The organism is Pseudomonas sp. (genome assembly GCF_030147005.1).
Classification (GTDB): domain Bacteria; phylum Pseudomonadota; class Gammaproteobacteria; order Pseudomonadales; family Pseudomonadaceae; genus Aquipseudomonas.
Genome location: NZ_JASLAW010000247.1, coordinates 1 through 25,545 on the forward strand (window position 1 = coordinate 1; position 25,545 = coordinate 25,545).

Below are 25,545 nucleotides of genomic sequence, written 5' to 3' on the forward strand. Positions count from 1 at the left end.
CCCGAGCAGACGTACAGCGCTATGTCTCTCGCTACAACATCAGCAGGCCTCACAGCTATAACGACTACCGGTCGCCGGTCATGAAGGAAAGGTTGGCGGCGTGAACCGTAATCAGTGTCCAAAATTACTTGACCAGTTCAGCTCCCTCGCCACAGGTCGCAGGTTTTTCTGCTTTAGCGCTTAACTGACTGGCATTAGGGCAAGCCCGCTCCCGCATTTCGGACTGAGTTGTGTCAGATCAGGCCAGCGGTTTCCGCCGGCGACACGATGCTGGTCTTGCCCCCACGGGACTTGCCGGAGCTCAGGTACTCGGCAATCGACTCCTGTGTCACCTCACCCAAAAACACCCGCTCGGCATCCATCACCGGCAACCACGAGCGGTTGAACTCGTACATGCGCGACAGCAGGATGCGCAGGTGCTCGTCATACGCCGCCGTGGCGTTGAACTCGCGCAGGTACTGGCCGCAGGTACCGGTCTGACGGTGCAGGTCGCGACGGCGTACATAGCCCAGCGCCTTATTCTCGGAGCAGGTCACCACCACATAGCGGCGGTCGTGCTCGTCCATCAGTTCCAGCGCATCGGCCACCGGAGTTTCCGGGCTCACCGAGGGCGCGTTGTCTGCCGCATCTTCGGCCTTCACCAGCAGCAGGCGCTTGAGGGTGCTGTCCTGGCCCACGAAGCTGCTGACGAACTCATCGGCCGGGTGCGCCAGCAGCGTATCGGGATGGTCGATCTGCAGCAGCTTGCCGGCGCGGAAGATCGCAATCTTGTCCCCCAGCTTGATGGCCTCGTCGATGTCGTGGCTGACCATGATCACGGTCTTGTTCAGCGCACGCTGCATCTCGAAGAACTCGTTCTGGATCATCTCGCGGTTGATCGGGTCGACCGCGCCGAAGGGTTCATCCATCAGCAGCAACGGCGCATCGGCCGCCAGGGCGCGGATAACGCCGATACGCTGTTGCTGCCCACCCGACAATTCACGCGGGTAGCGGTGCAGGTACTGCTTGGGCTCCAGCTTGATCATGCTCATCAGCTCGCGGGCGCGGTCGTGGCATTTCTGCTTGTCCCAGCCGAGCAGCTTGGGCACCACCACGATGTTTTCTTCGATGGTCATGTTCGGAAACAGGCCGATCTGCTGGATCACGTAGCCGATATTGCGACGCAAGGTCACTTCATCGAGGTCGGTGGTGTCTTCGCCGTTGATCAGGATTTTGCCCGAGCTGGGCTTGATCAGGCGGTTGATCATTTTCAGCGTCGTACTTTTACCGCAGCCCGAAGGGCCGAGGAATACGCAAATTTCGCCTTCGTTGACGGTCAGGCTTACATCGTTGACGGCGGTGACAGTCTTGCCGTTGCTTTGAAAAGTCTTGGACAGATTTTGAAGTTCGATCATTTGAGCAATCCTTTTGGAGTCAGCGAGCGTTGCAGCCATTGCAGGAGCAGGTCGGCGAAGATGGCCAGGAGACTGACCAGTACGGCGCCGACGATCAGCATCGACATGTCGCTGCGGCTGATGGCAGCCAGAATAAGTACACCCAGGCCACCGGCGCCGATGGTGGCGGCGATGGTCATCACACCAATGTTCATCACCACCGCAGTGCGCACACCCGCCAGGATCACCGGCACGGCAATCGGCAGTTCGACCATGCGCAGGCGCTGGCCGAAGGTCATGCCAATGCCTTTGGCGGCTTCGCGAATGCCCGGCTCAACACCGGTGAGCGCCAGAAAGGTGTTACGCATGATCGGCAGCAGGGAATAGAGGAACACGGCGGTGATCGCCGGCATTGGCCCCAGGCCCTGGCCGAACTTGGAATAGAACGGCAGCAGCAGGCCGAACAGCGCGATCGACGGTACGGTCAGCAGCACCGTGGCGCTGGCCTGCAGCGGGCCGGCCAGGGTTGGGAAGCGCGTCATCAGAATGCCCAGGGGCACGCCGATCAGGATCGCAAGGATGACCGCGATGCCGACCAGGGTGATGTGCTGCCACGTCAGATGCAGGACTTGGGCCCAATCAAGATGGGAAAAGGCGTTCAGAAATTCCATGTCTTTTCCTCTTATGGGTTGATCGGATGCTGGCGCAGGAAATCTGCGGCAACAGCGGACGGGCTTTCATGATCGACGTCGACCCGCGCATTCAGTTGGCGCATGGTTTCGTCGTCGAACAGCGCGGCCAGCGGTTTGAGGTCGGCAGCCAGTTGCGGGTGCTGGTCGAGGAACTCCTGGCGGATCACCGGGGCGGCGGTGTAGTCCGGGAAGTAGTGTTTGTCGTCTTCGAGCAGCTTGAGTTTGAACGCGGTCAGGCGACCGTCGGTGGTGTAGACCAGGCCGGCAAACACTTGGCCATTGCGCAGCGCGGTGTAAACCAGCCCGGCGTCCATCTGCCGGGTGTTTTCGCGCGTAAGGTTCATGTCATACAGCTTGACCATGCCGGCCAGGCCGTCGGAACGGTTGGCGAACTCGGTGTCCAGGGCGACCAGGCGGTGTTCCCGGGTGTCTGCGGCCATGGCTTGGGTGAGGTCACTGATGCTGTTGATCTGGGGGTGTTGCTTCGCGACATTCTCCGGCAACGCCAGGGCGTAGGTGTTGCTGAAGCGCGACGGCGACAGCCAGACCAGGCCTTTTTTCGCGTCGAGTTCTTTCACTCGAGCGTAGGACTGTGCGCTGTCGAGCTTCTCGTCGATGTGGTTGTAAGCCACCAGCGACACGCCGGTGTATTCCCAGAGCAGGTCCAGTTGCCCGCTTTCCTGAGCACTGCGCGCCAGGTTGCTGCCCAGGCCACCGGTCACGCGGGCGTCGTAGCCCTTGGTGCGCAGGTACTGGGAAGTGATTTCGGCCAGCAGGGTCTGCTCGGTGAATACCCGGGCGCCAATGCGGATCAGCGGTTTTTCAGCGGCTTGCGCAATACCTGCGAACAGCAGGACGCAGCCTAATATCAAGCTTAGTTTTTTCATGTCGATTCCTTACCAGGCCTTAAGACGGGCGCAACCCGCGTTCCAGCCAGAGGCGGCTGGCCATGGTCACCAGGCCATCGAGCAGCAACGCCAGCAGCGCGGTGCACGCGGCGCCGAGCAGCAGTTGCGGCTGGTTGTTCAGGGCGATGCCGGGGAAGATCAGGCTGCCCAGGCTGTTGGCGCCGATCAGGAACGCCAGCGGCGCGGTACCGACGTTGATCGCCAGGGCCACGCGCACGCCACCGATGATGATCGGCACAGCGTTGGGCAACTCCACGCGAAACAGCACCTGGCGTGGCGTCATGCCGATGCCGGTGGCGGCTTCCTTGAGAGAGCCCTGCACATTTTTCAGGCCTTCGTACGTGTTACGCACAATGGGCAGGAGGGAGGCGAGGAACAGCGCGAAGATTGCCGGGCCGCTGCCGATGCCGAGGACGCCGAGGGCGATGGCCAGTACGGCCAGGGGAGGGACGGTGTTGCCGATGTTGAAGATCTGCATGAAGCGTTCTGCACGTGCGACCATGTTCGGTCGACTGAGCAGGATACCGGCGGGGATCCCCACAATCAGGGCGGCCAGCATGGAGACTAGGACGAGAATCAGATGAGCTTGCAGGTAAAACAACAAATCGTCGCGGTACAGTTCGATCGTGTTGATGCCGATCCAGTGGACCAGCAGGGCCAGGAGCGCGACGACAACCGCTGCTCCCATAAGCCCTTTGCCATAGCGAATAGCCACAGGCGGACTCCTTTTTCTTCTGTCGACGAACACATTCCCGCGTGGCATGCCATAGCTGGCTGTCAGCGCAATGTGATCGCGAAATGCGGCTCGCCAATGCCGTCAAAAGCGGCATGAGTTCGAGCCATAAGCGCAGCCTCGTCAGGCTAACTTGCTGATTTTTCAGCCCCTGTTCCGAGTGCGTTAGCAGGGGAGTGGACGTCTCTACCTTTTAAAAGGTTCCACACTGGGGAGCATTTAGCCACCCCCAATGGGCTCAACGGTGGTCCGTAACCCTGGGTTTGCGCTATACTCGCCGCCCTTTTTTGACTCACCTGCCAGGCGATTTCCCATGACCCACCAGGCCGCCGAAGTCGCGAAACGCCGCACTTTCGCCATTATTTCCCACCCCGATGCCGGTAAAACCACCATCACCGAAAAGCTGTTGCTGATGGGCAAGGCAATCGCGGTGGCCGGCACGGTGAAATCCCGCAAATCCGACCGTCATGCGACATCCGACTGGATGGAGATGGAAAAGCAGCGGGGTATTTCCATTACCACGTCGGTCATGCAGTTCCCGTATCGCGACCACATGGTCAACCTGCTCGACACCCCGGGTCACGAAGACTTCTCCGAAGACACCTACCGCACCCTCACCGCGGTCGACTCGGCGCTGATGGTCCTTGACGGCGGTAAAGGCGTCGAGCCGCGCACCATCGCGCTGATGGACGTGTGCCGTTTGCGCGACACGCCGATTGTCAGCTTCATCAACAAACTCGACCGCGATATCCGCGACCCCATCGAGCTGTTGGATGAAATCGAAGCCGTCCTGAAGATCAAGGCCGCGCCGATCACCTGGCCGATTGGTTGCTACCGCGACTTCAAGGGCGTGTACCACCTGGCCGACGACTACATCATCGTCTACACCGCCGGCCACGGTCATGAACGCACCGAAACCAAGATCATCGAGAAGCTCGACTCGGACGAAGCCCGCGCCCACCTGGGCGATGAGTACGACCGCTTTGTCGACCAGCTGGAACTGGTGCAGGGCGCCTGCCATGCGTTCAACCAGCAGGAATTCCTCGACGGCCAACTGACCCCGGTGTTCTTCGGGACCGCCCTGGGCAACTTCGGCGTTGATCACGTACTCGACGCCGTGGTGAACTGGGCCCCACCCCCGCTGGCCCGCGTTGCCAACGAACGCACCGTCGAGCCGGTCGAAGAGAAATTCGCCGGTTTCGTGTTCAAGATCCAGGCGAACATGGACCCCAAGCACCGCGACCGTATCGCCTTCATGCGTATCTGCTCCGGCCGCTACGAAAAAGGCATGAAGATGCGCCACGTGCGCACCGGCAAGGACGTGCGCATCGGCGACGCCCTGACGTTCTTCTCCTCCGAGCGTGAACAGCTTGAAGAAGCCTACGCCGGCGACATCATCGGCCTGCACAACCACGGCACCATCCAGATCGGCGACACCTTCACCGAAGGCGAAGCGCTGGGCTTCACCGGTATCCCGCACTTCGCCCCGGAACTGTTCCGCCGCGTACGCCTGCGCGACCCGCTGAAATCCAAGCAACTGCGCCAGGGCTTGCAGCAGTTGGCCGAAGAAGGCGCCACCCAGGTGTTCTTCCCCGAGCGCAGCAACGACATCATCCTCGGCGCCGTGGGTGTGCTGCAGTTCGACGTGGTCGCCAGCCGCTTGAAAGAGGAATACAAGGTCGAATGCTCCTACGAGCCGATCACCGTGTATTCGGCGCGCTGGATCGAGTGCAGCGATAAGAAGAAGCTGGAAGAGTTCTCCAACAAGGCTGTGGAAAACCTCGCGGTGGACGGCGGTGGGCATTTGACCTACCTGGCCCCGACCCGGGTCAACCTGGCGCTGATGGAAGAGCGCTGGCCGGATGTGAAATTCCGCGCGACCCGTGAGCATCATTAGGGATTGAGTGGTAGACAAGAGGCGAAGCTGTCATGGCTTCGCCTTTTTTATTGGCTGGCGCAAATCAAGAAATGTGCGAGCGGGCTTGTTCGCGAAAGCGGCGGACCAGTCAATACATCTGAAGAATGACACACCGCCTTCGCGAGCAAGCTGAACTGGCCTAATGATTTTGGACACTTCATTCGGGCGCTATGATAGCGGCCGAATTTGAGGTGTTTGGATATGCGTAAATCTTATTCGAGTGAGTTCAAGCTCAAGCCCGCTCCCACATGTTGATCTTCGTTCGTCATGGCACTGGCGAGAATTTGGCATCCGGTCTAGCGTTTCTCTTTCCAATGACAGATTAGGGGAACACCGTGCCTAGTATTGAGCGCCTTATTTTCCTGGTATTGCTCGCCACCCTGGGATTATCGAGCGCCCCAGCGCAGGCAGGCGCAGGAACACCCCAATGGAAAGACACCGGCCCGGTCACCAAGAAAAAGCAGCAAGAGGTCAACTCCGGCAGCTGGAAACCGCAGCCCCAGCCCACGGACGTTAAAGATCCGGAAAACCCTGTCAACGAAGGCGAAGACAGTGAGACCTTCGACGACGGCGAAACCTGAAGCCTGAAACCTGAAGCCTGAAGCCTGAAACCTGAAACCTGAAACCTGAAGCCTGAAGCCTGAAGCCTGAAGCCTGAAGCCTGAAACCTGAAACCTGAAACCTGAAGCCTGAAGCCTGAAGCCTGAAACCTGAAGCCTGAAGCCTGAAACCTGAAACCTGAAACCTGAAACCTGAAGCCTGAAGCCTGAAGCCTGAAGCCTGAAGCCTGAAGCCTGAAACCTGAAACCTGAAGCCTGAAGCCTGAAGCCTGAAGCCTGAAGCCTGAAACCTGAAGCCTGAAGCCTGAAACCTGGAGACCAGCGCCAGGGCGGCAGCGAATATGACGATGACTCCACCACTGACGAGCAGGACAGCGACAGCTCGGACGATGAAGGTGACAGTCAAACGTAGGCTGCGCGCAAAAAGAAGCCCCTCCCGCCAGGCTGATGCGCAACCTGACGGGAAGGGCTGTAGAACGCATTTATACAGCCCCCTCTGTAGGAGCGAGCTTGTTGTGGCGAGGGAGCTTGCTCCCGTTCGACTGCGCAGCAGTCGCCCGCTTTGGGGGCGCTTCGCACCCAGCGGGAGCAAGCTCCCTCGCCACACAAGCTGTACCAACCGCCACACAAGCTGTACCACCCGCCACACAAGCTGTACCACCGCCACACAAGCTGTACCACATTGGGGAGCGGTGTTGCCTCAGGCGATGAACTGCTCCGCGTAGTGGCAAGCCACCTGCCGATTATCCAGCGGCCGCAACAACGGCTCATCGGTGCTGCAGCGCGCCGTGGCATACGGGCAACGCTTGTGGAACGCACAGCCAGACGGCGGGTTCAGCGGGTTGGGCAGTTCACCGACGATCTTGATCTTCGGCTTGTTCGGGTCCGGATGAATGGTCGGTGTGGCCGACAGCAGCGCCTGGGTATACGGGTGCAGGGGGCGGGCGTAGATGTCTTCCTTGGGGCCCACTTCCACCGGGCGGCCGAGGTACATCACCATCACATCATCGGCAACGTGTTGCACCACCGCCAGGTTGTGAGAGATGAACACGTAGGCGGTGTTGAATTCCTGCTGCAAATCCATGAACAGGTTGAGCACCTGGGCCTGGATCGACACGTCCAGCGCCGAGGTCGGTTCATCCGCCACCAGCACTTTGGGTTGCAGCATCATTGCCCGGGCCAGGGCGATACGCTGACGCTGACCGCCGGAGAACATGTGCGGGTAGCGCTGATAATGCTCGGGGCGCAGGCCCACTTGCTTCATCATCGCCTGCACTTTTTCACGGCGTTCGGCGGCGGACAGGCTGGTGTTGATCAGCAGCGGCTCGCCGAGTTGGTCACCAACCTTCTGGCGTGGGTTCAACGAGGCATACGGGCTCTGGAACACCATCTGCACGTCTTTGCGCAATTGCTTGCGCTGGGCCTTGTCGGCGCCGGCCACTTCCTGGCCGGCGATTTTAAGCGAGCCCGAAGATGGCTCTTCGATCAGTGTGAGGGCGCGAGCCAGGGTGGATTTACCGCAACCCGACTCGCCTACCACGGCGAGGGTTTTGCCGGCTTCCAGCTCGAACGACACGCCATTAAGGGCACGCACGGTGGCGTGGCCCTTGAACAGGCCACGGGACACTTCGTAGTGACGGGTCAGGTCGCGGGCGGTAAGAACGACGGCCATTACGCCACCTCCTGGTTCAAGGGGTAGAAGCAACGCGCGAGGCTGTTGGTTTTCGGGTCCAGAGCCGGGCGCTCGGTGCGGCAGTTATCGCGTACATACGGGCAGCGCGGCGACAGCAGGCAGCCCTGCGGGCGGTCATAACGACCGGGCACGATACCCGGCAGCGTGGCCAGCCGCGTGGCGCCCAGGCTGTGTTCCGGGATCGCCTTGAGCAGCGCTTCGCTGTACGGGTGGGCCGGGATGTCGAACAGCTGCGGCACCTGGCCGACTTCCACGGCCTGGCCGGCATACATCACACACACGCGCTGGGCAGTTTCAGCCACCACCGCGAGGTCATGGGTGATCAGCACCAGGCCCATGTTCTGCTCTTTCTGCAGGGCCAGCAGCAGGTCCATGATCTGCGCCTGGATGGTCACGTCCAGCGCGGTGGTGGGCTCATCCGCGATCAGCAGTTTCGGCTCGCCGGCAATTGCCATGGCGATGGCGACGCGCTGGCTCATACCGCCGGACAATTGATGCGGGTAGGCATCCATACGGCTGGCGGCGCCCGGGATTTCGACCTTTTCCAGCAGTTCGATGGCCCGCTTGCGCGCTTGCTTGCCGGACATTTTCAGGTGCAGGCGCAGCACTTCTTCAATCTGGAAACCCACGGTGTAGCTGGGGTTCAGCGCCGTCATCGGGTCCTGGAACACCATCGCCAGGTCTTTGCCGACGATCTGGCGGCGCTGACGGTTGCTCAGCTTGAGCATGTCCTTGCCGTCGAAGTTCAGCGCATCGGCGGTGACGATGCCGGGGTGCTCGATCAGGCCCATCAGCGCCATCATGGTCACGGATTTACCCGAGCCCGACTCGCCAACGATCGCCAGGACTTCGCCCTTGTCGACCGAAATGTCGAGGCCGTCGACCACCGGTACGGCGGTTGCGTCGCCGAAGCGAACGTTGAGATTCTTGATTTCTAACAGTGACATGGGAATCTCCTCAGGCGGCGTTCTTGAGTTTCGGGTCCAGCGCGTCGCGCAGGCCATCACCCATCAAGTTGATTGCCAGCACGCTGAGCAAAATGGTCAGTCCAGGCAGGCTCACGACCCACCAGGCGCGTTCGATGTAATCACGGGCCGAAGCCAGCATGGTGCCCCACTCAGGCGTTGGCGGTTGTACGCCGAGGCCAAGGAAGCCCAGGGCCGCGGCATCGAGAATCGCCGAGGAAAAGCTCAAGGTCGCCTGTACGATCAGCGGCGCCATGCAGTTGGGCAGCACGGTGATGAACATCAGGCGTGGCAGGCCGGCGCCGGCGAGGCGGGCGGCAGTCACGTAGTCGCGGTTCAGTTCGCCCATCACCGCAGCGCGGGTCAGACGCACGTAGGATGGCAGCGACACAATGGCGATGGCGATCACGGTGTTGATCAGGCCAGGGCCGAGGATCGCGACGATGGCAACAGCCAGCAGCAGCGAGGGCAGGGCCAGCATGATGTCCATCAGGCGCATGATGGTCGGGCCGAGCAGGCGCGGGAAGAACCCGGCGAACAGTCCCAGCAGGATCCCGGGGATCAGCGACATCACCACCGACGACAAACCGATCAACAGCGACAGGCGCGAACCCTGGATCAGGCGCGAGAGCAAGTCGCGGCCCAGTTCGTCGGTGCCCAGCAGGAACTGGATCTGCCCGCCTTCGAGCCACGACGGCGGTGTGAGCAGGAAGTCGCGGTATTGCTCGCTCGGGTTATGGGGCGCTACCCACGGCGCGAAGATCGCGCAGAACACGATCAGCAGCATGAACAGCAGGCCGGCAACCGCGCCTTTGTTCTTGGAGAAGGCTTGCCAGAATTCTTTGTACGGAGACGGGTACAGCAGGCTCTGATCGACTGCTGACACTGGAGTAGAGGTAGTCATGGTCATGATCTCAGCGCTGGTGACGGATGCGTGGGTTGGCGAAGCCGTAGAGGATATCCACCACGAAGTTCACCAGGATCACCAGGCAGGCGATCAACAGAATGCCGTTTTGCACCACCGGGTAGTCCCGCGCGCCAATGGCTTCGATCAGCCATTTGCCGATGCCGGGCCACGAGAAGATGGTTTCGGTCAGTACGGCGCCGGCCAGCAGCGTGCCGACTTGCAGGCCGACCACGGTCAATACCGGGATCAGCGCGTTGCGCAGGCCGTGTACGAACACCACGCGCGCCGGCGACAGGCCCTTGGCCTTGGCGGTACGGATGTAGTCTTCGCGCAGCACTTCAAGCATCGAGGAACGGGTCATCCGCGCAATCACCGCCAGCGGGATGGTGCCCAATACGATGGCCGGCAGGATCAGGTGGTGCAGAGCGTCCCAGAACGCGTCCGGCTCGTCGGCCAGCAGCGTGTCGATGAGCATGAAGCCGGTGCGCGGCTCGATGTCGTAAAGCAGGTCGATACGCCCGGAAACCGGGGTCCAGCCCAGGCTTACCGAGAAGAACATGATCAGGATCAGGCCCCACCAGAAGATTGGCATCGAATAGCCCGCCAGGGAGATGCCCATCACCCCATGGTCGAACAGGGATCCTCGCTTGAGTGCCGCGATCACCCCGGCCAGCAGGCCCAGGATACCGGCGAACAACAGGGCGGCCATGGACAGTTCCAGGGTCGCCGGAAAGAGTGCGGTGAACTCGGTCCACACGCTGGTGCGGGTGCGCAGCGATTCGCCAAGGTCGCCCTGGGCGAGCTTGCCGACGTAATCCAGGTATTGCGCATACAGCGGCTTGTTAAGGCCAAGGCGCTCCATTGCCTGAGCGTGCATTTCGGGGTCAACCCGCCGCTCGCCCATCATGACTTCTACGGGGTCGCCTGGAATCATGCGAATCAACGCAAACGTCAGCAACGTGATGCCGAAGAACGTGGGGATCAGTAACCCCAGTCGGCGGGCAATAAAACTAAACATCTTGGTGTATACCTCAATCAGCCGGTTAGGCAGGTTCGGCGCCGTCAATAGCGACGGCGCCGAGCGTTTTTCTTATTACTTCACCTGGGTGGTGGCGAAGTTATTGGTGGTCAGAGGGCTTTGGGTATAACCCTCGACGTTCTTGCGCATGGCGGTAAACATTTTCGGGTAAGCCATGGGAATCCATGGTTGGTCCTTGTCGAAAACGTCCAGGGCTTGTTCATAGAGTGCAGCGCGTTGTGCGGGTTCAGCGATTGCGCGCGCTTTGTCGATCAAACCTTGAAACTCCTTGTTACACCAGCGGGCGTAGTTTTCGCCGTTTTTCGCCGCATCGCAACTCAGGTTTGGGTGAGGAAGTTATCCGGGTCCCCGTTATCCCCAGCCCAACCGGCGGACACCATGTCGTGTTCTCCGGCTTTGGCGCGCTTGAGCATTTCGCCCCATTCCATGACCTTGATATTGACCTTCAGGCCAATCTGGGCCAAGTCCGCCTGCATGCGCTGGGCGCCGAGCATTGGGTTGGGGTTGGTCGGGCCACCGCCGTTACGGGTGAACAGGGTGAACTCGGTGCCTTCGGGTACGCCGGCCTCCTTGAGCAGGGCGCGGGCTTTGTCCAGGTCCCGGAGCGGGTTCTTGATCTTGTCACTGAAGCCCAGCAGGGTCGGTGGATACGGGCCAGTGCCCACCACCGCATTGCCTTTGCCGTACAGGGCGTCGGTGTAGCCGGACTTGTCGAACGCAATGTTGATCGCGTGACGCACCCGCGCGTCGCTCATGTACTTGTGGGTGGTGTTCATCGCGGTGTAACTGGTGGTCATGGCCGCCAGTTCATCGACTTTAAGGTTCGGGTCGGCCTTGACGCTCGGCACGTCATCGGGCTTGGGATACAGCGCGATCTGGCACTCGTTGGCCTTGAGCTTTTGCAGGCGCACGTTGTTGTCGGTGGTGATCGCCAGGATCAGCGGATCGGCCGGCGGCTTGCCACGGAAGTACTCCGGGTTGGCCTTGAAGCGCACCTGGGCGTCTTTGGCGTAACGAGTGAATATGAACGGCCCGGTGCCGATCGGCTTGGCGTTCAGGTCATCGGTCTTGCCGGACTTGAGCAACTGGTCAGCGTATTCGGCGGAGTGGATCGAGGAAAACGCCATGGCCAGGTCGGCCAGGAACGGTGCTTCAGGACGGGTCAGGGTGAAAACGACGGTGTGATCGTCAGTCTTCTCTACGCTCTTGAGCAGTTCCTTGAAGCCCATGCTTTCGAAGTACGGGTAGCCCACGTTGGACTTTTTATGCCAAGGGTGATTCGGGTCCAGCTGGCGCTGGAAGCTCCAAAGCACATCGTCGGCGTTCATGTTGCGCGTGGGTTTGAAATAGTCGGTGGTGTGGAACTTGATGTCGTCACGCAGGTGGAACGTGTAGGTCAGGCCATCGGCGCTGATTTCCGGCAGATCCTTGGCCAAAGCCGGGACCACTTCGGTGGTGCCGGGCTTGAAGTCCACCAGGCGGTTGAACATGGTTTCTGCAGCGGCGTCAGCAGTCACGGCGGTGGTGTACAGGACCGGGTCAAAACCTTCCGGGCTGGCTTCGGTGCAGACCACCAGCGGTTTGGCCGAAACGCCGATGGCCACGCTCAACAGCGCTGCGGCCATGGCTGCTTGTAACGGGAGCATTTTCATTCAGAGCCCTCTGCAATCGATGGAGCCAGAAACGCGTAGACGGCGGGCTCGTCCTGAGCCCGCCGTCTGACTGGCGCTAATTAAAGAATGTTGAACGGGATGGTGGTGACCAGACGGAACTCTTTGATGCTGCCGTCGGACTGGAACTCGCTGCCACGGTGCTCAACATAGGTCGCGCGCACGGTAGTGGCCTTGAGTGGGCCGCTTTGCAGGGCGTAAGAGGCGCCTACACCGTATTCCTGATGCTTCTCGCCGTCCTGGGACTGGATGCCGTCGTAGGCGAACTTGGCGCGGCCATTGTTGCCGGTGTAGTGAGTACCGTCGATGCCCCAGCCGCGGGCCGAGTAGGCGTTGAACTTCAGGCCTGGCACGCCGTATTCGGCCATGTTGATGGCGTAGGCGACCTGGAAGGACTTCTCGTTCGGGCCGTTGAAGTCCGAGGTCAGGGAGTTGGCCAGGTAGATGCCGTTGGTTTCGTGCAGGTAGTCGAAGTACTCGTTACCGTTCACTTGCTGGTAACCGAAGGTCAGGCTGTGTGCCTGGTGGGTCAGGCCCAGGGAGAGGGAGAAGGTATCGTTGTCGATTTCCCCCATCTCTTTTTTGCCTTCATCGACAGTCTTGTAGTAGTTGAAGCCGGTGGTCAGGCCCAGTTGCTGAGTGTCGCCCAATTCGTGGGTAGCACCGAAGTAGTACTGGTTCCAGAAGTCCTTCACGTTGGCGGCGAAGAAGCTGGTCTTCAGGCTTTTCAGCGGCTGGTAGTTCACACCCAGGGTGGAGACTTTGTCGGTTTCTGCGCCATTGCCGTACTCGGTACGGAATTTCGACAGGCTCTGTTCGCTACGCGGGGAAACGCGGTCGAAAATACCGCCCTGGAACGACAGGTTGCTGAACTCTTCGCTGTTGAAGCTCACACCCTGGAAGCTTGAAGGCAGGGCACGGTTGCCGATGGTGTCGACGATGCCGCTGCTGAAGTTCTGACGGCCGGCGGTCAAGGTGGTGTTGGACACGCGGAACTGCACGTTGGCCAGGCCCAGTTTGCTCCACTGGTCTACGGCGTCACCATTGGAATCGGCCAGGGTACGGTTGGAGCCGCCTTTGATATCACGCTTGCTGCGGTCCAGGACCAGTGCGTTGTACACCGCCACTTCGGTCTTGACGCCTACGGTGCCCTGGGTGAAACCCGAGCTGGCGTTGAGGATGGTGCCCTGTACCCAGTTGGTACGGTTGCGGTCGGTACGGGTTTCGCCGTGCTTCTGGTAAGAGAAGGTGCCCCCACGGTATTTGCTTTCATGGGAGTACCAGTTACGCGTGGTACCGCCCAGGCTGAAATCTTCGATAAAGCCTTTGGCTTCGCTTTGGGCGCTGGTGCCGGCCAGAGTGGTAGGAACGAAGTCCTGGCTCTGCGTTTCAGCGTAGGCGGTGGCCGTGATGCTGCTGATGGCCAGGGCCAGAAGCGCTTTGCTGCTCAGTTTCATGGGTGAAGCTCCTTTGGTTCTCTTTTTAATGCCGGTCTTTTTAGGTGAACCGGCTATTGGGTGTGTAACTCGTTCAAGCTATTGCAAACGTTTGGCGTAGGAAAAATCCCAACAAAAGCCTGCACGTTTGCCGAAGGGCCAGCTTGGCCCCTCTGCAATCCGGTTATTTTTTCTTATGGGGTGATACTGACGCCCGAGAACACGTTGCGGCCGAAAGGGCTCACTTTGAAGCCTTCGACTTTGGCGCTTAACGGCTGGTTGACCGTCGAGTGGGCGATTGGCGTGATCGGCACCTGCTGCTTGAGCAGTTGCTGCGCCTGTTTGTACAGAACAGTCCTTTGTTCACGGTCGGTCACGACCTTGGCTTGCTTGACCAGCTTGTCGTAGGCCGGGTCACACCACATGGAGTAGTTGTTCCCGCCGATGGCATCGCAGCTGTAGAGGGTGCCCAGCCAGTTGTCCGGGTCACCGTTGTCGCCGGTCCAGCCGATCAGGCTGACATCGTGCTCGCCGTTCTTGGTGCGCTTGATGTATTCGCCCCACTCGTAGCTGACGATCTTCACTTTCAGGCCGATCTTGGCCCAATCGTTCTGCAGCATTTCAGCCATCAGCTTGGCATTGGGGTTGTACGGCCGTTGTACCGGCATCGCCCAGAGGGTGATCTCGGTGCCTTCCTTCACGCCGGCGGCCTTGAGCAGTTCCTTGGCCTTTTCCGGGTTGTAGGCGGCGTCCTTGATGGTGTCGTCGTAAGACCACTGGGTCGGCGGCATGCTGTTGACCGCCAATTGCCCGGCGCCCTGGTACACCGCATTGAGGATGCTCTGCTTGTTCACCGCCATGTCCAGCGCCTGGCGTACTTCGAGCTGATCGAACGGCTTGTGGCGTACGTTGTAGGCGATGTAGCCAAGGTTGAAGCCGGGCTTGGTCAGCAATTGCAGGTTCGGGTCGGCCTTGAGCGCGTCCACATCGGCCGGGCGCGGGTGCAGGGTGACCTGGCATTCGCCGGCCTTGAGTTTCTGCACGCGCACCGACGCGTCGGTATTGATGGCGAAGATCAGTTGATCGAGCTTGACCCGGCTTGGGTCCCAATACTGTTTGTTTGCCACATAACGAATCTGCGAGTCTTTCTGGTAACGCTGGAACACAAACGGGCCAGTGCCGATCGGCTTCTGGTTGATATCGCTGGGTTTGCCTTCCTTGAGCAACTGCTCGGCGTACTCGGCCGAGAGGATCGCGGCGAAGCTCATGGCGATGTTCTGCACGAATGCGGCGTCGACCGTGTTCAAGGTCATTACCACGGTGTGCGGGTCGGTTTTTTCGACCTTGGCGATGTTCTTGTTCAGGCTCATCCCGTTGAAATACGGAAACTCGGTGGGGTAGGCCTTGCGAAACGGGTGGTCGGGGTCAAGCATGCGGTTGAACGTGAACAGCACGTCGTCGGCGTTGAAATCCCGTGTCGGCTTGAATTCCTTGTTGCTGTGGAATTTCACCCCTTCACGCAGATGGAAGGTGTAGGTGAGCCCGTCTTCGGAGATATCCCACTTGGCTGCCAGCCCAGGCACTACGTCGGTCGCGCCTTTTTCGAACTCGACCAGCCGGTTGTACAACGGCTCTGCGGCATCGTTGTCGGTGGCGGTGGTGTATTGCGCGGTGTCAAAGCCTGCCGGGCTGCCCTCGGAGCAGAACACCAGGCTCTTCTTGTCGGCGGCCTGCGCCGTCGTGGCCACAGCCAGCAGGCCGGTGGCAAAAATTGCGGATAGAACGGTGGTATGGCGCATGACGATCCCGATCCTTGTCTGTAGTTATCAACAGCGAGCAATCCCTCAGGCACATAGCCGGGGGGACATCACCGGTCCCACAAATGGTAAGTACCTCTCCTAAATTGGCGCCTCTGCATTCCTACGACATTATGGGTCGCGGACTTCACAGTAAATGCGCCAAATCGGATTGACCCTGTAGGTAACGGAGACACGGAGCGCAATTCATTGCTGTAGGACGGCAACGCTTGCAAATGTGGTCTGTTTCCTACGGGCCTGGCGGATGCAATAACGGCGACGTTACGAACGTCGCCGTTATTAATCCTTACTTACCGCTTACGCTGACGCCGTAGAAGGAGTTCAAGCCAAACGGGCTGATCTTGAAGTCCTGCACGGTGTTGCGCATGGGTTGATACACCGTCGAGTGCGCGATGGGTGTCATCGGAACTGCATCTTTCAGAACATGTTGCGCCTGCTTGTACAGCTCGGTGCGTTTGGCGACATCGGATGTGGCCTTGGCTTCTTTCACGATGCCGTCGAATTTCTTGTCACACCACTTGGAGAAGTTGTTGCCGGACAGCGAGTCGCAGCCGAACAGCACGTTCAGCCAGTTGTCCGGGTCACCATTGTCGCCGCTCCAACCAATGATCATGGCCTGGTTCTCACCGCCTTTGGAGCGCTTGATGTACTCGCCCCACTCGTAGCTGGTGATCTTGACCTTCAGCCCGATCTTGGACCAATCGTTCTGCAGCATCTCAGCCATCAGTTTGGCGTTCGGGTTGTACGGACGCTGAACCGGCATGGCCCACAGAACGATCTCGGTACCTTCCTTGACGCCGGCTTCCTTGAGCAGCGCTTTGGCTTTCTCAGGATTGTATGCGGCGTCCTTGATGGTGGTGTCGTAGGACCATTGGGTCGGCGGCATGGCGTTGACAGCCAGTTGACCGGCACCCTGGTACACCGAGTCGATGATCTGTTGCTTGTTCACCGACATGTCCAGCGCCTGACGTACGCGCAAGTCTGCCAGCGGGTTGGGCTGATCGCTGCCCTTGACCTTGTCCATCACGTTATAGGCCACGTAGCCCAGGTTGAAACCAGCCTGGTGCGGCAGTTTCAGGTCCTTGTCTTCGCCCAGCGCCTTGAGGTCGGCCGGACGTGGGAACAGGGTGACCTGGCATTCGTTTTTCTTGAGCTTCTGGATACGTACCGACGGGTCGGTGGTGATGGCAAAGATCAGGTTATCGATCTTCACGTCTTCAGGTTTCCAGTAGTCTTTGTTGCCGGTATAGCGGATGTTCGAGTCTTTCTGGTAGCTCTTGAATACGAACGGACCGGTGCCGACCGGTTTCTGGTTGATGTCGGCGGGTTTGCCTGCCTTCAACAATTGCGCGGCGTATTCGGCGGATTGGATCGACGCGAAGCTCATGGCCATGTTTTGAATAAAAGCGGCGTCCACGATGCCAAGGGTGAACTTGACGGTGTGGTCATCGATTTTTTCGATGTTCTTGATGTTGGTGTCCATCCCCATGTCCGTGAAATACGGGAACTCGGTGGGGTAGGCCTTACGGAACGGATCGTCTTTATTGATCATCCGATTAAACGTGAACAGTACGTCGTCGGCCGAAAATTCACGAGTCGGCTTGAAATACGGGGTGGTGTGGAACTTGACGCCTTCGCGAAGGTGGAAGGTATACGTCAGGCCGTCCGGCGACACGTCCCAGCTGGTGGCGAGGCCAGGAATCACGGCGGTGCCGCCGCGTTCGAACTGGCTCAGGCGGTTGAACATGGTTTCGGCCGAGGCATCGAAGTCTGTTCCGGTGGTGTACTGGCCTGGGTCAAAACCGGCCGGGCTCCCTTCGGAGCAGAACACCAGGTTAGTTGCCGCTTGGGCAAAAGGGGCTGCGGCCATAAGGCCCGCGCTCACTAATAACGGAAGGACTGCGTGTTTAAGCATGTTGGCCTCATGATTTGTTGTCATTTTTGGTGGTGAGGGCGACCTCGTGAGCCGGCCTGCGGATACTTATGCAGGCGCCATACCCATTGCAAGATGTTGAACGGTTGCAAGGGCCAAACAGTGGGACGGGCGTACAAGAATGTCGCATTTATGAAAGTTTCGTCATAAATGCGTCTGTTTAACGGTTTTTTTCGGTGCGTAGCGCGCACCGAAAAAGCCCCATCGAAGCGTCTAACGCACTCGATTGGGGCGTTGTTGTTACTTATCCAGACTCACGCCATAGAACGGCGTCAGCCCGAAAGGGCTGATCTTGAAATCGCGAACTTCCTTGCGCAAGGGTTGGAAAACCGTCGAGTTCGCGATAGGCGTTATAGGTACTTGTTCCTTAAGGATTTGTTGAGCCTGCTGATACCACTGGATGCGCTGTTCGCGGTCATTGCTGACCTTGGCCTGCTGCACCAGCTTGTCGTAGGCCGGGTTACACCATTTGGCGTAATTGCTTCCCTTGACCGCAGCACAACTGTAGAGCACGCCGAGCCAGTTATCCGGGTCGCCGTTATCGCCGGTCCAGCCGTAAATCATGGCGTCATGCTCGCCATTTTTGGCGCGTTTGATGTATTCGCCCCACTCATAGCTGACGATGTTGGCCTTGATGCCGATCTTGGCCCAATCCTGCTGGATCATTTGCGCCGACATGCGCGCGTTCGGGTTAGACGCGCGTTGCACGGTCATCGCCCAAAGGTTGAGGGTGGTACCTGGTGCAACCCCTGCTTCTTTTAGTAGCGCTCGGGCCTTGGTCGGGTCGTAGGGGGCGTCCTGGATAGTCGGGTCATAAGACCACTGCGCGGGTGGCAGCGCGTTCTGCGCCAATTGCCCGGCGCCCTGGTACACCGCCTTGATGATGGCCGGTTTGTCGATGGCCATGTCCAGGGCCTGGCGCACTTTGAGTTGGTCCAGCGGCGGGTGGGTGACGTTGTACGCCAGGAAGCCCAGGTTGAAACCGGCCTGCTGCTGCACGCGCAGGTTGGGGTCCTGCTTGATCACCTCGATGTCGGACGGGCGCGGATAGCCGCTGACCTGACATTCGCCCGCCTTGAGCTTCTGCAAGCGCGCAGCCGCGTCAGGGGTGATGGCGAACACCAGGTTGTCGAGTTTCACGTCCTCGGGTTTCCAGTACTGGCGATTGGCGACGTAACGGATCTGCGAGTCTTTCTGGTAGCGCTTGAACACGAACGGACCGGTGCCGACCGGTTTTTGATTAATGTCCTCGGCCTTGCCTTGCTTCAGGAGCTGGGCGGCATACTCGGCCGATTGCACCGAGGCAAAACTCATCGCCAGGTTCTGCACGAACGATGCATCAACGTTGTTCAGGGTGAAGCGCACAGTGTGTTCGTCGAGTTTGTCGACGCGCTTGATTGTGGTGTTCAGGCCCATGTCGGTGAAGTAGGGCGATTCGGATGGATAGGCCTTGCGAAACGGGCTTTCGGCATCCAACAGGCGGTTGAAGGTGAACAGCACATCGTCGGCGTTGAAGTCGCGGGTCGGAGTGAAAAAATCGGTGGTGTGGAACTTGACGCCATCGCGCAGATGGAAGGTATACGCCAGGCCGTCGTTGGACACATCCCAGCGCGTGGCCAGGCCCGGTTCGACCTCGGTGCCGCCACGTTTGAACTGGGTCAACCGGTTGAACACGGTTTCGGCGGATGCATCAAAATCGGTGCCGCTGGTGTACTGGCTAGGGTCGAAGCCCGCGGGGCTGGCTTCGGAGCAGTAGACCAGGGTGGTGGAAGCATGAGCCAGCGGTGTAAAGGCCAGGAGCCCTGCGGCAAGGAGGAGCGGTTTGAAGGCGATTCTTTCCATGGAGACCCCTGAAATGGCAACCCTATAAAGCTGCACAAACGAAAACGGCGGTCACCGAGGTTACCGCCGTTCAAGTGTGTCAGGTAGGGGTCACTGCATCTGCACTTCGATCACACCGTCTGCGCTCATGTTGACCTGGCTGGTGCCGGCTTCCACTTCAGGCGTGGGCGCTGAATCGGCCATGGCCGCTTTCATCATCGTGCCGCCGCGTGCATAGGGCATTGGGTAGCCGTTGGTGTTGAAGTTCAGGTTGACGATCTTGTAACCCTTGCCGCCGAGAGCATCGGTGGCCAGTTGCGCGCGGGCCTTGAACGCTGCAACCGCGTCTTTGAGCATCGAATCTTCGCTGGCCTTGCGAGTGCTGTCAGCGATGGCGAAGTCCATGCTGTCCATTTTCAGGGTGTTCAACAGCTCGCCGGTGAGGGCGGACAGCGCCGGGAAGTCCGCGCTTTCCAGGCGCAGTTCGGCGCGTTCACGCCAGCCGGTGATCTTTTGGTTCTTGCTGTCGTAGATCGGGTAGCTGTTGCGGCTGCCTTGGCGCAGGGTCACGGCTTTGACTTCGCGAGCCTGGCCCAGCGCCTTGTTCATGGTGGTGGTGACTTCGGCGGCAAGCTTGGCCGGGTCGGCGTTTTGCGATTCGGTGTAGAGGGTGACGATCATCTTGTCGCGCGCCACTTCCTGGCTGACTTCGGCACGCAGGGAGATCTGGTTGTAATGCAGTTCATCGGCGGCCATGGCCGGCAGGCTGGCCAGGGCGCTGGCGCCGAGGGTGAGAACAGCTGCACTGCGAGTGAGACGAGACATGAAAGCTCCTTGAGATTGTCGTGTTCGGTATGACTGTAGACGGTGACATCGGGTTCTTCGGGTTTACATATTCTCTACATGTTCTAGTGGCGGCGACGAACGGTCATTTGCCCGGCCTGCGTCAAAGAGCCACACGCGCCGTGCCAGCCGGCCTGCTTCGTTTATACTCGTGCCGATCCGCCTGCAGCGCTCATCGGGAGAGCTCATGCTCGCCGCCGTAAAACTGACTTCCGCCACCCGCCAGAACCTCTGGCGCCTGACGTTCATTCGCACCCTCGTACTGGCCGCTCAGGCGGGTTCAGTCGGGCTCGCCTATTGGTTCGACCTGCTGCCGCTGCCCTGGCTGCAACTGGCGGTGACCCTCGGGTTTTCCACCGTGCTGTGTGCGTTTACCGCCATCCGGTTGCGTACCACGTGGCCGGTCACCGAGTTGGAGTATGCCCTGCAATTGGCCTGCGACCTGTTTATCCACAGTGTGTTGCTGTACTTCTCCGGTGGTTCCACCAACCCGTTTGTGTCTTATTACCTGGTGCCGCTGACCATTGCCGCCGTGACGTTGCCGTGGCGCTATTCGGTGGTGCTGTCGGGCATAGCGCTGACGTTGTACACCCTGCTGCTGGCCCAGTTCTACCCTTTGCAGACGTTTCCCATCGCTCGGGAAAATCTGCAGATCTACGGGATGTGGTTGAGCTTCGCGCTGTCGGCCGCAGTGATCACTTTTTTTGCCGCGCGCATGGCCGAAGAACTGCGCCGCCAGGAAGAACTGCGCGCGATTCGCCGTGAGGAAGGCTTGCGCGACCAGCAATTGCTGGCCGTCGCCACTCAGGCGGCGGGCGCCGCCCATGAGCTGGGCACGCCGCTGGCGACCATGAGCGTACTGCTCAAGGAAATGACCCAGGACCATCACGACCCGGCATTGCAGGATGACCTCAGCGTGCTGCAGGAACAAGTCAAGCAGTGCAAGTTGACCTTGCAGCAGTTGGTACGCGCCGCCGAAGCCAATCGGCGTCTGGCGGTGGACATGCAGGATGTCACCCAGTGGCTCGATGAAGCGCTGAACCGATGGCACCTGATGCGCCCCGAAGCCAGTTACCGTTTCAGCCTGTTGGGCCAGGGCAGCGTGCCGCGCATGGCGCCGCCGCCCGACCTCACCCAGGCCTTGCTCAACCTGCTGAACAACGCTGCCGACGCCTGCCCTGAAGGCCTGGGCGTGCAGTTGGACTGGGATGCGGAAAACGTCACTATCAGCATTCGTGACCACGGCGCGGGCGTGCCGCTGGCCATCGCCGAGCAGATCGGCAAACCCTTCTTTACCACCAAGGGCAAAGGCTTCGGCCTCGGCCTGTTTTTGAGCAAGGCCAGCGTGACCCGCGCGGGCGGCTCAGTGAAACTCTATAGTCATGAGGAAGGCGGCACGCTCACCGAGCTGCGCCTGCCCCGTGTCGCACGAGGAGATATCGATGAGTGACGAGATCCAAGTCGAAGGCGAAGAACTGCCGCACCTGTTGCTGGTAGATGATGACGCCACCTTTACCCGCGTGATGGCCCGCGCCATGAGCCGTCGCGGCTTTCGCGTCAGCACCGCAGGCTCAGCCGAAGAAGGCCTGACCATCGCCCAGGCCGACCTTCCGGACTACGCCGCGCTCGATCTGAAAATGGATGGCGATTCCGGTCTGGTGCTGCTGCCCAAGCTGCTCGAGCTCGACCCGGAAATGCGCGTGGTGATTCTCACCGGTTATTCCAGCATCGCCACCGCCGTCGAAGCCATCAAGCGTGGCGCCTGCAATTACCTGTGCAAGCCGGCGGATGCCGATGACGTGCTCGCCGCGCTGCTTTCCGAGCACGCCGACCTCGATACCCTGGTGCCGGAAAACCCCATGTCGGTCGACCGCCTGCAGTGGGAACACATCCAGCGCGTGCTGACCGAGCACGAAGGCAACATCTCCGCCACCGCTCGCGCGTTGGGCATGCACCGCCGTACCTTGCAGCGCAAATTGCAGAAGCGCCCGGTACGCCGCTGAACGAAAACTGAACAAGCTGCTTCAGGCCGCACGGAGCCCTGAACCGATCGCCGATGATCGGTTCAAACGCCTGTTAAATTCCCTACCGAGCCTGAACGATGAATCAGAACGCTGAATACTCCGCGGTCAATGATGCGGTGCGTGGGCAATTCTTCCGCCGAACCTGGGCGATGATTACGCCGTATTGGCGCAGTGAAGAGAAGGGCAGGGCCTGGTTGCTGCTGGCCGCCGTGATTGGTTTGTCGCTGTTCAGCGTGGCCATTTCCGTTTGGATCAACCACTGGTACAAGGATTTCTACAACGCCCTGGAAAAGAAGGACACGGCTGCTTTCTGGCAATTGATCGGCTACTTCGGCGGCATCGCGGCCGTGGCGATCCTTGGCGCGGTGTATCGTTTGTACCTGACCCAGATGCTCACCATCCGCTGGCGTGCCTGGCTGACCGAAAAGCACTTCGCACGCTGGCTCGCCCACAAGAACTACTACCAGTTGGAACAGGGCGGCTACACCGATAACCCTGACCAGCGGATTTCCGAAGACCTCAACACTTTCACCTCCAGCACCTTGAGCCTGGGCTTGGGGCTGTTGCGCAATGTGGTCAGCCTGGTGTCGTTCTCAATCATCCTGTGGGGCGTGTCGGGCAGCATCGAGGTGTTTGGCATCACCATTCCCGGCTACATGTTCTGGTGCGCGCTGCTGTATGCCGCGGTGGGCAGTTGGCTGACGCACCTGATCGGCCGGCGCTTGATCGGCTTGAGCAACCAGCAACAGCGCTTCGAAGCGGACTTGCGTTTCTCCATGGTGCGGGTGCGCGAAAATGCCGAAAGCATCGCCCTCTACAACGGCGAACCGAATGAAAAGCAGCGCCTGAGTTCGCGTTTCGGCAAGGTCTGGCGCAACTTCTGGGACATCATGAAAGTGTCCAAGCGCCTCACCTTCTTTACCGCCGGTTACAGCCAGATAGCGATTATCTTCCCGTTTATCGTCGCCGCGCCGCGCTACTTCACCGGCAAGATCGAGTTGGGCGAGCTGATGCAAATCAACTCGGCGTTTGGCAATGTGCAGGAAAACTTCAGTTGGTTTATCAACGCCTACTCGGAACTGGCGTCGTGGCGTGCCACCAGCGATCGTCTGCTGAGTTTCCAGCAGGCCATGGGCGACAACGAGCAGCGTGCCCCGGCCATCGATGTGCGCCCTGAAGGCGAGCGTCTGGTGATAAAGGATTTAGGCATGGACCTGGCCGACGGCCGTCACTTGCTTACCGACGCCGACATGGCCGTGGAGCCGGGTCAGCGCGTGATGCTCAGCGGGCGTTCGGGCAGTGGTAAAAGTACGCTGCTGCGTGCAATGGGCCATTTATGGCCGGCAGGCCATGGCAGCATTCGCCTGCCGGCGACGCGCTATCTGTTTCTGCCGCAGAAGCCTTACCTGCCGATTGGCACGTTGAAGGCGGTGTTGAGTTATCCACAGGACGACAGCGTCTACTCGGCGCAACGTTATGCACAGGTACTGGAAACCTGCCGGCTGCCGCATCTGGTCGGCCGTCTTGATGAGGCCAACCACTGGCAGCGCATGCTCTCACCAGGCGAACAACAGCGCCTGGCCTTTGCCCGCGCCTTGTTGTTCGTACCGCAATGGCTGTACATGGACGAGGCCACTTCGGCCATGGACGAAGAGGATGAAGCGACGCTGTATCAGGCGCTGATCGATGAACTGCCGGGGCTGAGCATCGTCAGCGTTGGCCATCGCAGCAGTCTCAAGCGCTTTCATGGACGGCACGTACGGATCGAGGATGGACGGTTGCAGGAACAGGCCGTGTCCTAACGCCCCGCGCGATCAAAACTGTGGGAGCGGGCTTGCTCGCCAAAGCCGTGTATCAGTCAACAGATGCAGCGACTGACACTGCGCATTCGCGAGCAGGGTCGCTCCCAGGTTGGATTTCCACTGTCTCAAGAATGAGGCCAACAAAAAGCCCGGCTGATCATCGATCAGCCGGGCTTTTTGTTGCTCGAAGACGAGTTACTTCTTCAAGCCGTAGTGCTCATCCAGCATGCCTGGAGCATCCGACGTTTTTGGCGCGTAGTCTCGTGGCGGTTCCTGGTTTTCCCGGGGCGGGGTCAGGCGTTCGCGGGGTGTTTGCGGTGCATCGGAATGCAGCGCGGCCAGCAGACGCTGGCGGGTGATGTCGTCGAGGGCCAGGCGGTTAGCGCCATCGGCGAGATGATCCTGTACTTCCTGGTAGCTCTGGGTGAGCTTCTTGACCAGGGTCGCGGTGCTGTTGAAGTGGGTAACAACCTCGTTCTGATAACTGTCAAAACGTTCCTGAATGTCATCCAGCTGACGTTGCGTGCGGTTAGGCGCGGCATTCGGCAGCAGGCGAGCAACCAGGAATCCAATGGCGACACCGGCAACCAGGGCAAGAGTCGGCAACAACCAAACTAAGAGCGAGTGTTCCACGAGTCCTTCCTCTATAAACGGCTTTGCTTTACGTTAACGGCTCGGACCTGCGCTGTATACCGCGATTAAGCTCGCAATGATGCCATGCACAGACTTTTAGCTAGACGAGTCGACCCCTTGAGAGGTCACGGAGTTCATCCTTGCTCATGCGTGAAACCCCCGTTTTGATCGATGGCCCGGTGGGCCAATTGGAAGCCCTGTACCTGGATCACCCCGAACCGCGTGGCCTGGCGCTGATCTGCCACCCTAACCCGGTGCAGGGCGGGACCATGCTCAATAAAGTTGTCTCGACCCTGCAACGCACCGCCCGCGATGCCGGTTTGATTACGTTGCGTTTCAATTATCGTGGCGTCGGCGCGAGTGCCGGTTTCCACGACATGGCCACCGGTGAAGTCGACGATGCTGAAGCGGCCGCCACCTGGCTGCGCGAAAAACACCCGGACCTGCCGATTACCTTGCTGGGGTTTTCCTTCGGTGGCTATGTGGCCGCCAGCCTCGGTGGCCGCCTGGAAGCCAAGGGCGAGAAGCTCGCGCACCTGTTCATGGTCGCCGCCGCGGTGATGCGCCTGGGTGATGCCGACGTGCTGCCCCAAGGGTGCCCATTGACCGTGATCCAGCCGGAAACCGACGAAGTGGTCGACCCGCAACGGGTCTACGACTGGTCCGCCGCCCTGAAACGCCCCCATGAGCTGCTGAAAGTGGCAGAATGCGGGCACTTTTTTCACGGCAAGCTCACCGATCTCAAGGATCTGGTGCTGCCGCGCCTCTCGAATTGATA

20 protein-coding genes and 1 pseudogene are annotated in these 25,545 nt (G+C 59.8%); 6 read left to right on the top strand and 15 right to left on the bottom strand.

Features of this window, described 5'->3' with window-relative positions:
- Positions 1-233 precede the first annotated feature (233 nt).
- Genes Q1V60_RS23520 through Q1V60_RS23535 form a run of 4 tightly spaced genes read right to left on the bottom strand, consistent with a single transcriptional unit; the run spans position 234 to position 3,661 of the window.
- Complete coding sequence (locus tag Q1V60_RS23520) at positions 234-1,394, bottom strand: ABC transporter ATP-binding protein (RefSeq protein WP_300635305.1); 1,161 nt, start codon at positions 1,392-1,394, stop codon at positions 234-236.
- Complete coding sequence (locus Q1V60_RS23525; RefSeq protein WP_300635307.1) at positions 1,391-2,044, bottom strand: ABC transporter permease; 654 nt, start codon at positions 2,042-2,044, stop codon at positions 1,391-1,393. Before Q1V60_RS23525 ends, Q1V60_RS23520 begins: the two co-directional genes overlap by 4 nt.
- Positions 2,045-2,055: 11 nt before the next feature.
- Positions 2,056-2,952: a glycine betaine ABC transporter substrate-binding protein gene (locus tag Q1V60_RS23530; protein WP_300635309.1), complete on the bottom strand. Its 897-nt coding sequence runs from the start codon at positions 2,950-2,952 to the stop codon at positions 2,056-2,058.
- A gap of 19 nt (positions 2,953-2,971) precedes the next feature.
- Positions 2,972-3,661 carry an ABC transporter permease gene (locus Q1V60_RS23535; RefSeq protein WP_300635346.1) on the bottom strand — a complete coding sequence of 230 codons (690 nt, stop codon included), beginning with the start codon at positions 3,659-3,661 and terminating at the stop codon, positions 2,972-2,974.
- Between the two features lie 358 nt (positions 3,662-4,019).
- On the opposite strand from Q1V60_RS23535, the gene Q1V60_RS23540 reads away from it, so the two are divergent.
- Positions 4,020-5,603 (top strand): peptide chain release factor 3, encoded by a 1,584-nt coding sequence (locus Q1V60_RS23540; protein WP_300635311.1) that lies wholly within the window; start codon positions 4,020-4,022, stop codon positions 5,601-5,603.
- Between the two features lie 356 nt (positions 5,604-5,959).
- Complete coding sequence (locus Q1V60_RS23545) at positions 5,960-6,205, top strand: hypothetical protein (protein ID WP_300635313.1); 246 nt, start codon at positions 5,960-5,962, stop codon at positions 6,203-6,205.
- A 679-nt stretch (positions 6,206-6,884) separates the two neighbouring features.
- On the opposite strand, the gene Q1V60_RS23550 is transcribed toward Q1V60_RS23545, so the two are convergent.
- From Q1V60_RS23550 to Q1V60_RS23595, 10 genes and pseudogenes are all read right to left on the bottom strand, one after another.
- Positions 6,885-7,856 carry a peptide ABC transporter ATP-binding protein gene (locus Q1V60_RS23550; protein ID WP_300635314.1) on the bottom strand — a complete coding sequence of 324 codons (972 nt, stop codon included), beginning with the start codon at positions 7,854-7,856 and terminating at the stop codon, positions 6,885-6,887.
- The gene (locus Q1V60_RS23555; protein WP_300635316.1) at positions 7,856-8,824 is read right to left on the bottom strand and encodes an ABC transporter ATP-binding protein; all 969 of its coding nucleotides are present in this window, start codon (positions 8,822-8,824) and stop codon (positions 7,856-7,858) included. The genes Q1V60_RS23550 and Q1V60_RS23555 overlap by 1 nt, the downstream gene beginning before the upstream one ends.
- 10 nt (positions 8,825-8,834) lie before the next feature.
- The gene (locus tag Q1V60_RS23560) at positions 8,835-9,746 is read right to left on the bottom strand and encodes an ABC transporter permease subunit (protein ID WP_057724524.1); all 912 of its coding nucleotides are present in this window, start codon (positions 9,744-9,746) and stop codon (positions 8,835-8,837) included.
- Between the two features lie 10 nt (positions 9,747-9,756).
- Positions 9,757-10,767, bottom strand: a complete 1,011-nt coding sequence (locus tag Q1V60_RS23565; protein ID WP_003171721.1) for an ABC transporter permease subunit — start codon at positions 10,765-10,767, stop codon at positions 9,757-9,759.
- A 75-nt stretch (positions 10,768-10,842) separates the two neighbouring features.
- Positions 10,843-12,440 (bottom strand): annotated as a pseudogene (locus Q1V60_RS23570) (ABC transporter substrate-binding protein).
- An 80-nt stretch (positions 12,441-12,520) separates the two neighbouring features.
- Positions 12,521-13,915 carry an OprD family outer membrane porin gene (locus Q1V60_RS23575; RefSeq protein ID WP_300635321.1) on the bottom strand — a complete coding sequence of 465 codons (1,395 nt, stop codon included), beginning with the start codon at positions 13,913-13,915 and terminating at the stop codon, positions 12,521-12,523.
- Positions 13,916-14,088: 173 nt separating this feature from the next.
- Complete coding sequence (locus Q1V60_RS23580) at positions 14,089-15,693, bottom strand: ABC transporter substrate-binding protein (RefSeq protein WP_300635323.1); 1,605 nt, start codon at positions 15,691-15,693, stop codon at positions 14,089-14,091.
- Positions 15,694-15,997: 304 nt separating this feature from the next.
- Entirely contained in the window at positions 15,998-17,626 is a 1,629-nt protein-coding gene (locus tag Q1V60_RS23585) for an ABC transporter substrate-binding protein (RefSeq protein WP_300635325.1), read from the bottom strand.
- Between the two features lie 258 nt (positions 17,627-17,884).
- Complete coding sequence (locus Q1V60_RS23590) at positions 17,885-19,486, bottom strand: ABC transporter substrate-binding protein (protein WP_300635327.1); 1,602 nt, start codon at positions 19,484-19,486, stop codon at positions 17,885-17,887.
- 90 nt (positions 19,487-19,576) lie between these two features.
- Positions 19,577-20,290 (bottom strand): SIMPL domain-containing protein, encoded by a 714-nt coding sequence (locus Q1V60_RS23595; protein ID WP_300635329.1) that lies wholly within the window; start codon positions 20,288-20,290, stop codon positions 19,577-19,579.
- Positions 20,291-20,495: 205 nt separating this feature from the next.
- Here Q1V60_RS23595 and Q1V60_RS23600 point away from each other — a divergent pair, with 205 nt between their 5' ends.
- The 3 genes from Q1V60_RS23600 (at position 20,496) to Q1V60_RS23610 (ending at position 24,134) form a co-directional block, all read left to right on the top strand.
- Positions 20,496-21,758, top strand: coding sequence for an ATP-binding protein (locus Q1V60_RS23600; RefSeq protein ID WP_124434964.1), 1,263 nt, complete (start codon positions 20,496-20,498; stop codon positions 21,756-21,758).
- Positions 21,751-22,311, top strand: a complete 561-nt coding sequence (locus tag Q1V60_RS23605; protein ID WP_003171731.1) for a response regulator transcription factor — start codon at positions 21,751-21,753, stop codon at positions 22,309-22,311. The genes Q1V60_RS23600 and Q1V60_RS23605 overlap by 8 nt, the downstream gene beginning before the upstream one ends.
- Before the next feature lie 98 nt (positions 22,312-22,409).
- Positions 22,410-24,134, top strand: a complete 1,725-nt coding sequence (locus Q1V60_RS23610; protein WP_300635333.1) for an ABC transporter ATP-binding protein/permease — start codon at positions 22,410-22,412, stop codon at positions 24,132-24,134.
- Between the two features lie 195 nt (positions 24,135-24,329).
- Here Q1V60_RS23610 and Q1V60_RS23615 read toward each other — a convergent pair whose 3' ends face one another.
- Positions 24,330-24,767, bottom strand: a complete 438-nt coding sequence (locus Q1V60_RS23615) for a DUF1043 family protein (RefSeq protein WP_124357030.1) — start codon at positions 24,765-24,767, stop codon at positions 24,330-24,332.
- Positions 24,768-24,913: 146 nt separating this feature from the next.
- On the opposite strand from Q1V60_RS23615, the gene Q1V60_RS23620 reads away from it, so the two are divergent.
- Entirely contained in the window at positions 24,914-25,543 is a 630-nt protein-coding gene (locus Q1V60_RS23620; RefSeq protein ID WP_300635336.1) for an alpha/beta hydrolase, read from the top strand.
- Positions 25,544-25,545 lie beyond the last annotated feature (2 nt).

Excerpts from the sequence above, each read along its gene's own strand:
- Q1V60_RS23620 (WP_300635336.1), top strand. The coding sequence starts at position 24,914 with ATGCGTGAAACCCCCGTTTTGATCGATGGCCCGGTGGGCCAATTGGAA.
- Q1V60_RS23555 (WP_300635316.1), bottom strand. The coding sequence starts at position 8,824 with ATGTCACTGTTAGAAATCAAGAATCTCAACGTTCGCTTCGGCGACGCA.
- Q1V60_RS23560 (WP_057724524.1), bottom strand. The coding sequence starts at position 9,746 with ATGACTACCTCTACTCCAGTGTCAGCAGTCGATCAGAGCCTGCTGTAC.
- Q1V60_RS23520 (WP_300635305.1), bottom strand. The coding sequence starts at position 1,394 with ATGATCGAACTTCAAAATCTGTCCAAGACTTTTCAAAGCAACGGCAAG.
- Q1V60_RS23530 (WP_300635309.1), bottom strand. The coding sequence starts at position 2,952 with ATGAAAAAACTAAGCTTGATATTAGGCTGCGTCCTGCTGTTCGCAGGT.
- Q1V60_RS23585 (WP_300635325.1), bottom strand. The coding sequence starts at position 17,626 with ATGCTTAAACACGCAGTCCTTCCGTTATTAGTGAGCGCGGGCCTTATG.
- Q1V60_RS23605 (WP_003171731.1), top strand. The coding sequence starts at position 21,751 with ATGAGTGACGAGATCCAAGTCGAAGGCGAAGAACTGCCGCACCTGTTG.
- Q1V60_RS23575 (WP_300635321.1), bottom strand. The coding sequence starts at position 13,915 with ATGAAACTGAGCAGCAAAGCGCTTCTGGCCCTGGCCATCAGCAGCATC.
- Q1V60_RS23580 (WP_300635323.1), bottom strand. The coding sequence starts at position 15,693 with ATGCGCCATACCACCGTTCTATCCGCAATTTTTGCCACCGGCCTGCTG.
- Q1V60_RS23535 (WP_300635346.1), bottom strand. The coding sequence starts at position 3,661 with ATGGGAGCAGCGGTTGTCGTCGCGCTCCTGGCCCTGCTGGTCCACTGG.
- Q1V60_RS23550 (WP_300635314.1), bottom strand. The coding sequence starts at position 7,856 with ATGGCCGTCGTTCTTACCGCCCGCGACCTGACCCGTCACTACGAAGTG.
- Q1V60_RS23525 (WP_300635307.1), bottom strand. The coding sequence starts at position 2,044 with ATGGAATTTCTGAACGCCTTTTCCCATCTTGATTGGGCCCAAGTCCTG.
- Q1V60_RS23565 (WP_003171721.1), bottom strand. The coding sequence starts at position 10,767 with ATGTTTAGTTTTATTGCCCGCCGACTGGGGTTACTGATCCCCACGTTC.
- Q1V60_RS23590 (WP_300635327.1), bottom strand. The coding sequence starts at position 19,486 with ATGGAAAGAATCGCCTTCAAACCGCTCCTCCTTGCCGCAGGGCTCCTG.
- Q1V60_RS23600 (WP_124434964.1), top strand. The coding sequence starts at position 20,496 with ATGCTCGCCGCCGTAAAACTGACTTCCGCCACCCGCCAGAACCTCTGG.
- Q1V60_RS23540 (WP_300635311.1), top strand. The coding sequence starts at position 4,020 with ATGACCCACCAGGCCGCCGAAGTCGCGAAACGCCGCACTTTCGCCATT.
- Q1V60_RS23595 (WP_300635329.1), bottom strand. The coding sequence starts at position 20,290 with ATGTCTCGTCTCACTCGCAGTGCAGCTGTTCTCACCCTCGGCGCCAGC.
- Q1V60_RS23610 (WP_300635333.1), top strand. The coding sequence starts at position 22,410 with ATGAATCAGAACGCTGAATACTCCGCGGTCAATGATGCGGTGCGTGGG.